This window comes from Peribacillus acanthi (genome assembly GCF_003073175.1).
In the GTDB taxonomy this organism is placed as follows: Bacteria; Bacillota; Bacilli; order Bacillales; family DSM-1321; genus Bacillus_BN; species Bacillus_BN acanthi.
Map to the genome: position 1 here is coordinate 153,793 of NZ_QBBX01000006.1, position 13,931 is coordinate 167,723.

Here is a 13,931-nt window from a genome sequence, read left to right on the forward strand (position 1 = left end):
TTCTACATATTTTATAGAGATTAGAATATTAGGCATTCTCCAAGCCTAAACGATCAGAAATGTCTAATTCCATACATACTTTATTCATGAATCCTCCAAGACTTTCGCCTTACTTCAGTTCCCAATATATAAAACTTTATATTTAAAAATGCTGACTGTTATCAGTCAGCATTTGGCAGTCTATAAGATTTTCTTCACTTCAATGAACTGTATTTGGTGCCCGTCCATCTGAGTTACTTTAAAGATATATCCATCTTCTTCTATGGAATCACCAAGTACAACATCATACCTTTGAGATAAAATCCACCCACCAATTGTGTCTATATCTTCTTCTGATAAAGATGTTCCAAGTAAATCATTTACTTCTTCTATTAGCACCATACTACTTAAAATGTAATGCTTATCGGAAAGCTTTCGAATATCAGGCACTTCATCTGCATCATATTCATCTCGGATTTCTCCTACGATTTCTTCAAGGATATCCTCAACTGTCACAAGACCTGATGTACCCCCATATTCATCGAACAATACAGCCATATGGGTACGTTCTTTTTGCATTTTTAGTAAAAGGTCGTGAATTGGAATCGTTTCAATGACTCTGATGACAGGCTTAATCATATCTGTTACCGGTTTTTCTAAAGAGCTTTTATTGATGGCAGCATTTAAAATGTCTTTAATATTGATGACTCCAATAATATTGTCTTTATCACCATTCACAACAGGATAACGGCTATATTTTTCCCTATTAATTACTTCAATGATTTCTTCTAAAGTGTCATCTACTGATAATGAAACAATCGAAGTTCGAGGCACCATGATTTCTTTTGCGATTCTATTATCAAATTCGAAAATATTATTAACATAAGTCAACTCAGACTTATTGATTTCCCCGCTTTTATAGCTCTCGGACAAAATCAATCTTAACTCTTCCTCAGAATGGGACATTTCGTGTTCAGAAGCTGGTTTTAATCCAAATACCCCTATTAGAGCACGAGCAGATCCATTTAACGTCCAAATAAATGGAAACATAATTTTATAGAAAATGATGATTGGTTTAGCAAATAAAAGTGTCACTGTCTCTGCTTTTTGGATCGCAACCGTTTTAGGTGCCAATTCTCCAATTACCACGTGTAAAAACGTAATCAAGGCGAAAGCAATACCGAATGAAAGAATATGATTCAACGAACTACTTAACTCAAATCTTTCAAAAACAGGATGTAGAAGTTTTTCTACAGTTGGCTCACCTAACCAACCTAATCCTAAAGCCGTGATGGTAATCCCAAGCTGACAGGCAGATAAGTACTCATCCAAGTGTGTGACAACATGCTTTGCAGCAATCGCACCTGGTTTTCCTTCTTCTATTAACTGATCAATCCTTGTTGTTCTGACCTTTACTACTGCGAATTCTGTTGCTACGAAAAATGCGGTTAAAGCAATTAGTATTACGATTAATAATATGTTAACTATGTCCAAATTCTCACCCTAGTTAGTAGGGTGTACACCTCCTGTGAATTCACATTGTTTTAAGTTAAATAACTTTTCTATGCTACCTTGGAAGAATATCATATCAAACTTGATTAATTCCAATAAAGAACTCCATTGGATGGAAAAACTATAAACGCCCTAAATCAACAATAAGAGTAAAGATTGAATCAATGACAAGCTTTCATGTGATAGATGTTTATTCATTAACTCTTCTTTACTAATCTTCTTGCTTTGAATCATTTGTACAATTTCAGAAACATCTTTTTCTAAGCTTTGTAATTTTATTTTTAATTCATCTAAATCAATTGAATGGTCTTCTTCATTCATGTGAAGTAGTTTTTTTATCTCATCTAAAGACTTATTTTGCATTTTATATCTTTCTATTAATCTAAGCCTATCTATGGAATCACTAGAATAATAGCGATAATTAGTTGTAGAACGTTCTGCTTTAAGAAGACCAATTGTCGTGTAGTAATCAATCGTTCTTTTAGTACAACCTGATAGATGAGCTAATTCTCCGATTTTTAATCCTCCGACCCCATGGTATCCCTCCCTAAACTACAACGTTATGGTTTGAACCTAATCATACCTAAAAAAATGGCGCCTGACTATTAATACGACTAATGTTCATAAAAGTTTCATATTTAATAACAATATTTTTTACCAAAAAAACTACCCAAATCATTTGACTGGGTAGTAGATTCTCTTATTACACCTGCCCTATGTTTTCTCGGCATAATCCGCCTATGAGGCCTGGTAAAGTTGGATTTAAAAAAGGGATATTCTCATAATCTATAGATTGATTAAACTCATCTGGATGTGTAATAACCTCTTCAATCTTTTTTTGGATGGTAGTAGCAAGGACTTCTTCTTGGTCAACCACAGTTTTATCCAGAAAAAATTCATGCCACAATTCCCCATCAATCTCCAGCCAGACTCTGATCCCGTCTTCTTGCTCAAATGCAAACCTGAACTTAGCTACTTTTAATAGACCTACAAACTGTTCGGTAGGAAAAAAGACAAAGCTTTGTCCAAATCTATCCACAGTTCCAATAGACTCTCTTTCGAAGAAGCCGAGCTTTCTTAGTGCTTTGAACACATAATAAATCGGTTCGTACGGTTGAATGACCATGCTTTCAGCTACCTTCTCGAATCCATCCTCCATCGAGACAATTGATTCAAAGTAATAATGGATAGACCCACCTGAGATTGGGATATTAGTAGGTAAGAGGTAACTAAAATGATAGACTTTTTGTTCGTTTGCATGTAAATGCGATCCGCTTTCTAGTTGGATTGATACCATTTCTTTTACTATATTCCCCTTAGCTAAATCAACATTCATCATGAGACGTAAATCTACATGTTCAATAAATTGTTCAACACTACCACCATGGATGACGACTTCACCTTTAACCAGTTCTCCAGGAAGATAATCAAAGTTTTCTATTTCCATCTGGATCTTTACTTCAGATTTTTTTAGCATATGCTTCATTCCTCCTAGAATTATTCTTTCTCTTCATTTCTACTTGATAGAAACTATTTTTCTGTTGAAATTAAAGTAAGTATATTAATATTTCTGAAATATTTATGCGGTATAATGACCAAGTAAGTAAAAATATTTCGAGGTAAACGAGTATGCAAAATAAAATTAATCCTAATCAACACACGATCTTGGTCGTAGATGATGATATTTACATTACGGAAATGATTCAACTCTACCTAGTAAAAAAAGGGTTTCATGTGTTATCTGCCCATAATGGAATTGAAGCATTGAACCTCATACAATCACATAATATACACTGTATGATTTTAGACATCATGTTACCTCATATGGACGGTTGGCAGGTTTGTGAAAAAGCACGTCAGAAAAGTGATATCCCGATATTGATGTTATCAGCCAAGGGCGAAAGTGAAGATAAGGTGCAAGGGTTAACCCTTGGTGCAGATGATTATCTTGTAAAACCTTTCGATCCCAACGAGCTTATTGCGAGAGTAATCTCTCTTTTAAGGAGAGCAAATTTTCAAACCGATTCTACCACTACCATTGAAATGGGTTCGTTAAGAATAGACGTTGTAGGGCGGACTGTAATGATAGGTATTGAGTACATTGATTTAACTCCTAGAGAGTATCAGCTCCTACTCGTCTTAGTTAAACATCCCAACCACGTTTTTAATCGTCAACACTTACTAGATTTAGTATGGGGTGAAGATTATATGGGTGAAGATCGGGTTGTTGATGTTTTTGTTACACGTTTACGGCACAAGCTCTCTACGGACGAAGAAATCTGGAAAATTGAAACTGTAAGAGGCATTGGTTATAAATTCACGATGGAGCTATCTCAATGAAATTCAAATCTATTTTTCATAAACTATTAGTTTATTACATTACAACCACTCTCATCACGATAGGATTGCTTGCTTTTATCTTGAATGTCGCCCTACAAGAACTGCTGTTGAACAAAAAGGAAACTCTCTTGAATAATCAAGCTGAACAAATCATTGATTTGATTAAACATAACGAAACCCCCACTGACCGATTTCGCTTGGAAGAAGCCATTTCCTACAATAAGCGGTTTTATAACATAAGAATGAATATTATTTTTACCGATAAAGAAATTAATCAACGCCATATGAGTACACAAAGAAACCAAATATTAATGAATAGTGCTTTTAAAAATCCGAAAAGAATCGAACGTGTCTTGGCAGGCGAAAAGCTAACGAAAGTCGGCCTTTTCAATGAGAAAAGTGATGAAATACTTTTAACCGTTGGAGTCCCTATCAAGGATCATAATTTAATTATCGGTGCTTTATTTTTACATACACCTGTTCAGGAAATACCAACCTCAGAGGTATCAAAGTTGATTTTCCTTGTTTCATCAATCATTGCGATACCTTCGTCACTAAGTTTATATTGGTTATCCCGTAGAATTTCCAAACCTCTCGTTCAAATGAATCTCGCAGCAAAGGATATAGGAGTTGGAAAATTCAAGAAACGACTCGAAGTAGAAAGTCAGGATGAAGTCGGCCAACTAACACTCACTTTCAATCAGATGGCTGAACAATTGGAACGATTAGAAAATATGAGAAAAGAACTGATTATGAATGTTTCTCATGAATTAAGAACTCCACTGACTTCTGTCAGAGGATTTATACAAGGTATGAAGGAAGGAGTAATTCCTGCCAACGATAGCCAACGTTACCTTGATATCTGTTACAGTGAAATTAACCGGTTGAGCTCCTTGTTAAACACTATGTTAGACTTATCAGCTATTGAATCAGGACGAATTGATTTACAAAAGGTTATTATTCGGTGGGATTCATTAGTACAAAGTGTAGCTGACAATGTAAAAGTAAGAATGGATGAAAAAAATATCACATTCCATTGTGAACAGCAGGATCAAATTCCTCTCAAAATCTATGGCGATCCTGAGAGATTAAAGCAAATACTGTTCAATATTCTAGATAACGCAATACGACATACCCCAGAAAATGGCGCCATTAGCATTTTGTCAAAAAACGTTGAACACGAAATCGTAATCTCAATTTCAGATAACGGAAATGGAATAGACCCTTATCGATTGCCACATATATGGGAGCGATTTTATACAGAGGATACCTCTAGGAAATCACACCGTGAAAGAAGCGGCCTTGGTTTAACCATTACTAAGCAACTAGTGGAGCTGATGGGAGGTAGAATTTCCGTCCAATCAACTGTTGGGAAAGGTACAACCTTCACACTTTACCTTCTTCCACCACCAATTAAGTAGAGACTTTTATACACTTTGATGATAACGCCTGATTGTTTCAGAATTATTTCAATTTAATAAAAATAAGTTGAATAATTCCTTGAAAAAGACTAATAAAAAATAATCCTCAGACAATTAATTGATGAGGATTATTTTTTTATTCTCAGGAAGTATCTATTAAATCAAACCTGTGTTATTCATTTATTACGATAAAATCTTCATGTTTGAAAACCATGGACACAGCAATACGCCCATCAGCTTTACCACCAGACAATCCTACTACAACGCCATTACCATTTTCATCAATATCACCTTCAATAGTCACCCGTAGCATGTTGTTACCTCTAAAGGTTCGTGCGCCAGCATCTAATTTGAGAACTCTACAGTTTCCAGCAGGCAATATCTCTACATACATCTACAGTTACTATAGTTCCAACAATATAAAAAAGCGATTCTATAAACTAAGAATCGCTCCCTCTCAATCCCTATATAAAATATTCTTTATAGTAAACAAAGGTAACCACCAATGAAACAATTGTATATACAATGGCTGTATAGAATGCATACGAAGGATTGATTGTAACCCTTTCTTCATTCATTTTATATCCTGTTTGCGCTTGAACAATTAAACGGAGCTGGTTAGATGTAAAACCTCCCGATGATGTAAAAAAGTGAATAATGCCAGCTGAAAGGATACCACTAAAAATTGAAGCATCCAAAAATGTTAGACCCATAAAAGTACCGAGAAAATTAATAATCACGATTGCAACTAATGTTAGCCCACAAACCATTATTTTCTTCAAGAGACCCCAGCCTTCCGAATGTTTATTTTCATTATTAACACAACCTATTCTATTTCTATTTACCTTATGTTTTCTTCGTAATGTAATATTTTTCCTTCTTTAAAGTTACAAAATAAAGAAAATCAAAAAGAGGGTGCCCCTTTAAGTTATACTTTTGGGACACCCTCTATCTTCTTATTTCAAACCTTTTAGTTTATCCAACATATCTACTGTCATTTTCGCTAAGTCATACTCCGCTTTGAAGCCCCATTCTTCTTTTGCTGCAGATGGATCAATCGAGTTTGGCCAGCTATCAGCTATACCTTGACGAATTGGATCCACTTCATAAGACATTTCAAAGCTTGGAATGTGCTTACGAATTTCAGCAGCAATTTCCTCTGGTTCAAAGCTCATCGCTGTAACATTAAAGGAATTACGGTGTTTCAATTTAGAAGCATCTGCCTCCATCAAATCCACAATTGCATTCAATGCATCTGGCATATACATCATATCCATGTAAGTTCCTTTGTTGATATATGATGTATATTTATCATTCTTAATCGCTTCATAGTATATTTCTACAGCATAGTCAGTGGTTCCACCACCTGGAGGTGTAACGTATGAAATTAGACCTGGGAAACGTAATCCTCTTGCATCAACTCCAAATTTATGAAAATAATAATCGGATAGTAATTCTCCAGCGACTTTATTCACCCCGTACATTGTAGTCGGTCGGCAAATCGTATCCTGTGGTGTATTGTCCTTTGGAGTAGTTGGTCCGAAAGCACCAATTGAGCTAGGCGTAAAAAATTGACCGTTGATCTCCCTTGCTGTTTCCAATGCATTCATTAATCCACCCATGTTTAAGTTCCAAGCAAAAACCGGTTTTGCTTCAGCAGTAGCGGAAAGTAGCGCTGCCATATGAATGATTGTATCAGCCTTGTGTTTTTTTGCTAATTCCACCATTAAATTTCCATCTGTTACATCTAAAATTTCAAAAGGACCTGACTGTGCTGCTTCTGTATCCGTTTTTCGTATATCTGTTGCAATGACATTGTCTGTACCATAGATGTCTCGAAGTTTTAATGTTAATTCAGAACCAATTTGACCTAATGCACCAGTAATCAATATACGCTTCATTCTAATCCCCCAAATATATTCGTTAAGAGACCCAGCTTAAGCTGGGTCTGATTTCATTAAATAATCCCCATCTCTTTTCCTACTTTTTCGTAAACCGCAAGTGCTTGGTCTAGCATTTCTTTTGTATGTGCGGCAGACGGCATATTACGAACACGACCTGTACCACGTGGGACTGTTGGGAATACGATGGATTTCGCATACACACCTTCTTCATTCAAGCGTTTGCTGAATTGTTGTGTTTTTACCTCATCACCAATGATACATGGTGTGATAGGAGTTTCACTGTCTCCAATGTTAAATCCTAGATCCACTAGACCTTTTTTCAAGTAATTTGCATTTTCCCAAAGGCGCTCATTTAGTTCTGTACTCTCCATAAGGATTTCAATGGAACGAATGCTTGCTGCTACATCAGCAGGTGTCAACGATGTAGAGAACAAGAATGGTCTACTACGAACTTTTAACCAGTCAATTAGTTCTTTTTTACCCGCAACATATCCGCCGACAACCCCGATTGCCTTCGAAAGAGTCCCGATTTGGAAGTCTACTTTATCTGATAGTCCGAAGTGTTTTACTGTTCCTGCACCTTTTCCTAATACACCAGATCCATGAGCATCGTCCACATATGTAATTAAGTCGAACTCTTCAGCGATTTGTACGATTTCAGGAAGCTTTGCAACATCTCCATCCATGGAGAAAACCCCATCTGTAATAACCATGATTTTATTATATTGACCCGATTCTTTTGCTTCCTTTGCTTTTGCACGTAAATCATCCATATCTGAGTGATTGAATCGGATGATTTTCGCTTTAGAAAGACGGCAGCCATCAATGATGGATGCATGGTTTAACTCATCCGAAAGAATTGCATCATTTTTATCCATAACAGCTGAAATCGCTGCCATATTACAGTTAAATCCTGATTGGTATGCGATAGCCGCTTCGGTATGCTTGAATTGTGCTAGCTTTTCTTCCAGTTTAACGTGAAGTTCTAAAGTACCATTGATCGTTCTAACCGCACCTGCACCCACACCAAATTTGTTGATGGCCTCAATAGCAGCATCCTTCAATCTCTGGTCTGTAGCCAACCCTAAATAGTTATTGGAAGATAAGTTAACTAACTCATTACCATTGATTGTAATCATAGGTCCATTTGGACTTTGAAGAGGATCAATGACATTATATAAACCTTTGTCTCGTAAATCCTCTAAATTTTCATGTAAAAACTTATCTAATATTTTGCTCGACATATGTAAAGCCTCCTATCAATTCACTATTGTGTATTTACCAAAAAGACAATAATACTTCTGTAAAATACATGATATATTAAGCTTTATCCATAAATAATGTATCATACTTTTACAAACTTGTGCACTCCTAGAGGACATGGTTTTATAATTATTTTTATATCTAAAAATTAGGTTTCCCATAGGGATAAAAGGATATTTACATTTCTAAAAAGCAAAGTAAGAAAAACTTTTAGAATATGATTCTTCACTTTGTCCGTTCAAATAATGAAAAAAAGTCGGAATTTAATATCCGACTTTTTTCATCTTTAGGAACACCTAAGAATTATTGTCCGCTTGTAAATTTCTGAACGGATCTTCTATTCTTATCGTAATATTCCTCATGTGTATTATTCGTATATTCTTTAATAACCTTGCGCCAGAAAGCTTGGGCACGATAATTCTTTTCAATCTGAACGACCTGCCATTTACCTACAAATAGATTAAATACCTCGATTGCTGCCTCCTTTGATAAACCCGTTCCCATATAACGGTTCATCACAAAGAATTCATCAATATTAAAATCGAAATCATCCACTTCTTCACCTTTACTTACAATCACAAACCCTGCAAGCTTCCCTTCCTTCTTTATAAAATAAGGAAAAATAGTAGGATCTGTAAAATAGGAATCCAATCTTTCGAAACCATAACGACCATTTTCATCCAAATGAATATCAATGATTTTTGAGAATTCATAAACATAAAACTCTAATAAATTCCCAAGCGTTTCTTTTTTATCAACTGTTACTTTTTCTAATAATGCCATCACTAAATCTCCTCACTATTTGTTACCTTGGCAGCTTGATTGAAGTACTGAAACTTCGTTTAATTAAGACTTACAAGAGAAAACATAAACAAGAACACAAAACTAATAGTTAAAAAAGCTCCCCACGCTAAATGATTATTAATAAATTCACGGTCTCTTATTTTCTTTAGTAATGTTATAAAATTTAAGAACCATATGAATCCTACAATCGGAAGGACGACTAACATAATAATAGCTATGAACATAGTGTGATTCCCTTCCTCTCTATTCCGTTTATTTGGTAAAAAAAGTATTTACAGAATAATTTTACTATTTATTTTTAAGTTAGGAAATAACTAAAACAAAAAAACTAAGGGCTGTTGCACCATTAGTTTATTGTGTAAAATTTTTTTATTTCGTCTATTTGATGGAGTAAAAAGTCCGAACGGTTCCTCCCATATAGTGTCAAACGATGCATAGGTCTTGTCATTCCAACATAAAGGAGTTTAATGTCTAATTCTTGATCCGAATATGTTTCATCTAAGCAAACCATTAATACAGCATCAAACTCTAATCCTTTTGCTAGATGTGATGGAACGATTGAAACATATCCCTTCTTCATATCAATCATTTCATCGAGAACCTGTGTTTCAATGTCGCTATTATTAAATAATGCTTCGATCTTTTTACATTCCCTTTCGGTACGACCGATGATTGCAATTGAATTAAAGTTTTCATAATAAAGAGCCTTAATATCCTGTTCCAAAACCTTCAAAATATCTTTTTCGTTTATTGCTTTGAAAGCAGGTTTTGGGCCATGTCTTACTACAGGATCGACTTTCGGTAAATCTTCTGGCATTAGTTCCATTATCTCGTTCGCCAATTCCATGATTTCAACGGTGGTTCGGTAGCTTTTCTGTAAGGCATGATAATTAGCGGTTGGGAAAATCTCGTTTACTAATGGCTCCCAGCTATTTAACCCTCGGTAAGAATGGATTCCCTGTGCAAGATCTCCAACGATTGTAAATAAGTCAGTTTGTAATCCTTCTTTTAAAGCAGCAAATTGAAAATAACTGAAGTCTTGGGCTTCATCGATGAAAACGCTTTTCATTTTTAGTTCACTGTCTATTCCAGTGAACATTGCTTTCAAATAAAATAGAGGTGCCAAATCCTCCATTTCATAATGACCTTTTTTAAAAACTCTTTGGCAGTAATCAGTCAGAATCGAAGTTTCACTAGGAGTCAGAGAAGAATAAGACATGAGCAATTCCTCAGAAGTCATCAATTCTTTATACAACTGGAATATCGTGTTTCTTTGGAATTGCTTCATATAGCGATTAATCGCCGTTTTGAGTTCAGTTTGAATATCACTTAATCGCTGTTCCTTTTGGTCTAACAAGCTTGTAACTTTTTCTCGTCTCTTTTCTGCATCCTTTATTCGATAAAGGGCACGGTCAAGGGCATCATCATATCTTTGTTCAATCGTGGAAACAATCGTTTTTCGTTTCGTTTTTAAATGACTGGCAAGGATTCCTTTGATTTTATCCAAGCGATTATATATAGGAAGGTATGTATATTCTTTCAAAAATAGCCTCTTAAGCTTAGTACCTCTTAATAATCTAAAATTCTCCACATTGAAATCTTCTAATGGAGCCAAACTTTTTTCAATATCCTTAATGTACTTATCTAATACTTCCTTAAAAGCTAAAGATCCTTTAAACGATGAAATCCATTTGAGTTGTTGGGACTCTTCCTTCCCCTCAACAATTGCTAAAAGCTTATTTGAAGGTGGAGTTACCTTGATTTTTCCACCTAAGCTCTCCTGCATATAATCCAGGAAGGTCGTCTGCTTGATTTTATTGACCCCTAGTTCAGGAAGGACATCGGAAATATAGTCAATAAACAATCGGTTAGGTGCCAAAATCATTAATTTTTCCGGTTGGAATTGATCACCGGCTGTATATAAGAAATACGAGATGCGATGGAGAGCAATAGTGGTTTTCCCGCTACCTGCTGCCCCTTGGACAATGATGGGATGTCTAAGCGAAGCACGGATAACGTCATTTTGTTCCTTTTGAATGGTTGAAACGATTTCTGATAATCGATTATCCGCATTGCCAGCTAAAGATTCCTGAAGCAGCTCATCATGTGTAGTTAAGTCGATATCTCGGAAATCCTTTAATTTACCGTCTTCAATTTGATACTGTCGCTTTAAGGACAAATAACCCTCTCGCTCTTCTCCGTTCACATCATATGTTACTTCACCGATTCGGCCATCATAATAAACATTGGCGATTGGTGAGCGCCAGTCAACAATGATTGGCTGTTGATTCTCACGGTCAAACAGCGACGTTTTCCCAATGTAGAGGATTTCTTCTTTCCCATCTTTAATTTGAAAATTTATTCGAGAGAAATACGGTTTATTTAATACACTTTCTAAGCTTTTCAATTGTGATTGGGCTAACTGAAGGAAATTGGCATTTGTTAATAGATTGATATAATGCAAACTACTGTCCAAATGATCTAAATCAGTAAATGATTGCTTAATACTCTCCTCAAAGCTTTCTTTTCTACCTCTCGATGTTTCAAGGATGGCATTAATATAAAACTTAGTGAACTCTAAATACTCAATTTCTTTTTGGTAGTCTGGATGATTTAATAAAGAAGCTAGTTTTTCATTGGTCATAAATGCTCTTTCACATCCTTTATAGCTTGAGAATTGTCGGTTATTTCACTTCTATGTAGGTGAAAAATAGACAAAAATAAGGATCAGTCAACAAATGTTCTGATCCAAACTTCTATTATATCAAATTAATTAACAATTTTTTCTATTCTTAGGTGGAAGATTATTATAACAACAGGCCTTATTTACGTCAATCATGCATGGTAAAAAATACAGAAAACTTGGCTCACAGTGAGAAAGCTAGTATTAACAAATATGTCGACTTACTTCATTGTTGCCAATATATTTTCAGAATAAATATCACAAACAGCCCCTTGGAACCCACCCAACTTCACCATTCTTTTTGATTAATACATATCCAGCGCAGCTGTCGTCTATGATGAATACTTGCTCTCCTTCTGCTACCGATAACAAAGTCGTGCTTAAATCATCTTTACAATAGATTCCATCGTTTTTTTCAATAATATATTCATTTTTCACCCATTGTTGGATTCCTAAATTTACATTCTCGCATAATGTAAAGAAGTCTTGCTCAACGAGTTTCTTTAAATGGTAATTCGGGTAGGTGACAGTTCCAACATAATCTGATGGTGAATCAAAAGAGTATTGAATCAGTATCATTTCATATAGGTGGTCAACATATGTATTTGAGTAACAACCATTTTCAAATATCAAAGCATTCAACTGCCCATCTGTCTTTAATCGATTGCCACCATCTATACATATCATCTTTCTATCAAGATCGATCAGAGGATTGTTGTTACTAATTGAGGTTGGGCGATAATTGATGACTGGCCAATGCCCCACGATTACAGTTTTATCTGCGACATGACCTTTTTCATAAAAGGCTGGCAACGATAAAGCATTTTGCAAACTGGTTTCCTTCCAGTTTTCGTTTTGATCAATCCCAGCATGGATTATAATAAAGTCTTCTGTTTCGTGGGCAGCAGGTAGACTTCGCAGCCATTCAATTTCCTTCCAATAATGCTCTAGATAGAATGCACGCAAATCCTTAATAGACACAAAATCATCCAATACCTTCCCTTGTTCTGTAAGCAGTTCATTCAATAAGGACAACTTCTGCTTTTTCATATAATTGAGAATTCTATCATTCTCATCAAGTACATATTGAATCAAAACATCACAATTTCCTTGTGAAACATGTACCTTTGCTGTTTGTTCCGTTAACTCCATTAGATATCGGATCACACCTAGACTATTTGGTCCTTTTTCACACATATCACCGTTTATGAAAAGTACATCTTGGTCGCTAAAATGAAGATTGCTTAACAATCTCTTTAAAAGCTCAAGGTCTCCGTGAATATCTGATGTGAAGATGATTCTTTTTTCTTGGTTTAAATGAATGAATTTCGTGTTTAGCATCGATGGATTTCCCCTATTTTTTTCCTTTACTTGGCTTATCCAAGCCTCATACCTTTTCCCTCTTGAATACAGAAAGCACAATATAAATTCCGAGGACAAGTACCACTAACTTCAAAATGGATGTCATGACACCCATTAGTATAAGTAAACCCATATTCCCAACTCCTAGCGTCTGCCGTTTGCCTTAGGCACTTCCAATTTTTTAATGTGATTCAGAAAAGTAAATGTGAGATTTCGAGACTTAAAATAGTTTCATTTGTTCTACACTTATTTCTTTATCATCCTAATTTCTTCAAACTATGCTCAACATAATTATTACTTGATTTTTTTCCCCATTTTTTCCATTGGGATATTCATTTTATGGTCTACACTTTTTTCCATATAACGAATAGCCTTGGATTCATACCCTGTTTTTTTATCTAAAAATGCACCACAATAATTACATACAATTTGAGAAGAGTTAATCATGTTGGAACAATTGTTACATAAAGTTTTTTTGTCCCTTCCAAAATGAACCTGTAGCCTTATCACGCAGTATACAGCTAAAGCTAAGAAAATTAGAAATCCAACTATCATTAAATACAAATACATATCCTCACCTCTTCATAGTTTTCCATCTTTTACTATTTACGAGGAGTCTAATTAAAGGTTTCATAATTTTCTGTAACTTTATTATAAATAAAA

Annotated in this window: 13 protein-coding genes and 1 pseudogene; 2 read left to right on the top strand and 12 right to left on the bottom strand. The window is 35.1% G+C overall.

Annotated features, from left to right (window positions below):
* Positions 1-180: 180 nt before the first annotated feature.
* From DBX25_RS08100 to DBX25_RS08110, 4 genes and pseudogenes are all read right to left on the bottom strand, one after another.
* Positions 181-1,473 carry a hemolysin family protein gene (locus tag DBX25_RS08100; RefSeq protein WP_108670279.1) on the bottom strand — a complete coding sequence of 431 codons (1,293 nt, stop codon included), beginning with the start codon at positions 1,471-1,473 and terminating at the stop codon, positions 181-183.
* Positions 1,474-1,623: 150 nt separating this feature from the next.
* Positions 1,624-1,854, bottom strand: coding sequence for a hypothetical protein (locus DBX25_RS21280; protein WP_240620211.1), 231 nt, complete (start codon positions 1,852-1,854; stop codon positions 1,624-1,626).
* Between the two features lie 18 nt (positions 1,855-1,872).
* A pseudogene (locus DBX25_RS21285) lies at positions 1,873-2,007 on the bottom strand (MerR family DNA-binding transcriptional regulator); the annotation flags it as partial.
* 187 nt (positions 2,008-2,194) lie between these two features.
* Positions 2,195-2,968, bottom strand: coding sequence for a sporulation protein (locus DBX25_RS08110; RefSeq protein WP_157950915.1), 774 nt, complete (start codon positions 2,966-2,968; stop codon positions 2,195-2,197).
* Between the two features lie 152 nt (positions 2,969-3,120).
* Here DBX25_RS08110 and DBX25_RS08115 point away from each other — a divergent pair, with 152 nt between their 5' ends.
* The gene (locus DBX25_RS08115) at positions 3,121-3,831 is read left to right on the top strand and encodes a response regulator transcription factor (protein WP_108670282.1); all 711 of its coding nucleotides are present in this window, start codon (positions 3,121-3,123) and stop codon (positions 3,829-3,831) included.
* The gene (locus tag DBX25_RS08120; RefSeq protein ID WP_108670283.1) at positions 3,828-5,252 is read left to right on the top strand and encodes a sensor histidine kinase; all 1,425 of its coding nucleotides are present in this window, start codon (positions 3,828-3,830) and stop codon (positions 5,250-5,252) included. The genes DBX25_RS08115 and DBX25_RS08120 overlap by 4 nt, the downstream gene beginning before the upstream one ends.
* A gap of 172 nt (positions 5,253-5,424) precedes the next feature.
* Here the strand turns inward: DBX25_RS08120 and DBX25_RS20535 are convergent, their stop codons facing one another.
* From DBX25_RS20535 to DBX25_RS08160, 8 genes are all read right to left on the bottom strand, one after another.
* Entirely contained in the window at positions 5,425-5,565 is a 141-nt protein-coding gene (locus DBX25_RS20535; protein ID WP_157950916.1) for a hypothetical protein, read from the bottom strand.
* Positions 5,566-5,716: 151 nt separating this feature from the next.
* Entirely contained in the window at positions 5,717-6,034 is a 318-nt protein-coding gene (locus tag DBX25_RS08125; RefSeq protein WP_108670284.1) for a hypothetical protein, read from the bottom strand.
* Positions 6,035-6,208: 174 nt separating this feature from the next.
* The gene (locus DBX25_RS08130; RefSeq protein WP_108670285.1) at positions 6,209-7,153 is read right to left on the bottom strand and encodes an L-threonine 3-dehydrogenase; all 945 of its coding nucleotides are present in this window, start codon (positions 7,151-7,153) and stop codon (positions 6,209-6,211) included.
* 56 nt (positions 7,154-7,209) lie between these two features.
* Positions 7,210-8,400 carry a glycine C-acetyltransferase gene (locus DBX25_RS08135; protein ID WP_108670286.1) on the bottom strand — a complete coding sequence of 397 codons (1,191 nt, stop codon included), beginning with the start codon at positions 8,398-8,400 and terminating at the stop codon, positions 7,210-7,212.
* 322 nt (positions 8,401-8,722) lie between these two features.
* A complete protein-coding gene (locus DBX25_RS08140; protein ID WP_108670287.1) occupies positions 8,723-9,202 on the bottom strand; it encodes a GNAT family N-acetyltransferase in 480 nt (159 codons plus the stop codon).
* Between the two features lie 367 nt (positions 9,203-9,569).
* Positions 9,570-11,867: an RNA polymerase recycling motor HelD gene (helD, locus tag DBX25_RS08150; protein ID WP_108670289.1), complete on the bottom strand. Its 2,298-nt coding sequence runs from the start codon at positions 11,865-11,867 to the stop codon at positions 9,570-9,572.
* A 297-nt stretch (positions 11,868-12,164) separates the two neighbouring features.
* Positions 12,165-13,247 (bottom strand): metallophosphoesterase, encoded by a 1,083-nt coding sequence (locus DBX25_RS08155; RefSeq protein ID WP_108670290.1) that lies wholly within the window; start codon positions 13,245-13,247, stop codon positions 12,165-12,167.
* A 315-nt stretch (positions 13,248-13,562) separates the two neighbouring features.
* Positions 13,563-13,838: a hypothetical protein gene (locus DBX25_RS08160; protein ID WP_108670291.1), complete on the bottom strand. Its 276-nt coding sequence runs from the start codon at positions 13,836-13,838 to the stop codon at positions 13,563-13,565.
* Positions 13,839-13,931 lie beyond the last annotated feature (93 nt).

Bases quoted from the DNA above. Each gene is read 5' to 3' on its own strand.
- DBX25_RS21280 (WP_240620211.1), bottom strand. From the start codon at position 1,854: ATGCAAAATAAGTCTTTAGATGAGATAAAAAAACTACTTCACATGAAT.
- DBX25_RS08110 (WP_157950915.1), bottom strand. From the start codon at position 2,968: ATGCTAAAAAAATCTGAAGTAAAGATCCAGATGGAAATAGAAAACTTT.
- DBX25_RS08115 (WP_108670282.1), top strand. From the start codon at position 3,121: ATGCAAAATAAAATTAATCCTAATCAACACACGATCTTGGTCGTAGAT.
- DBX25_RS08120 (WP_108670283.1), top strand. From the start codon at position 3,828: ATGAAATTCAAATCTATTTTTCATAAACTATTAGTTTATTACATTACA.
- DBX25_RS20535 (WP_157950916.1), bottom strand. From the start codon at position 5,565: ATGCTACGGGTGACTATTGAAGGTGATATTGATGAAAATGGTAATGGC.
- DBX25_RS08130 (WP_108670285.1), bottom strand. From the start codon at position 7,153: ATGAAGCGTATATTGATTACTGGTGCATTAGGTCAAATTGGTTCTGAA.
- DBX25_RS08135 (WP_108670286.1), bottom strand. From the start codon at position 8,400: ATGTCGAGCAAAATATTAGATAAGTTTTTACATGAAAATTTAGAGGAT.
- DBX25_RS08140 (WP_108670287.1), bottom strand. From the start codon at position 9,202: ATGGCATTATTAGAAAAAGTAACAGTTGATAAAAAAGAAACGCTTGGG.
- helD (WP_108670289.1), bottom strand. From the start codon at position 11,867: ATGACCAATGAAAAACTAGCTTCTTTATTAAATCATCCAGACTACCAA.
- DBX25_RS08155 (WP_108670290.1), bottom strand. From the start codon at position 13,247: ATGCTAAACACGAAATTCATTCATTTAAACCAAGAAAAAAGAATCATC.
- DBX25_RS08160 (WP_108670291.1), bottom strand. From the start codon at position 13,838: ATGTATTTGTATTTAATGATAGTTGGATTTCTAATTTTCTTAGCTTTA.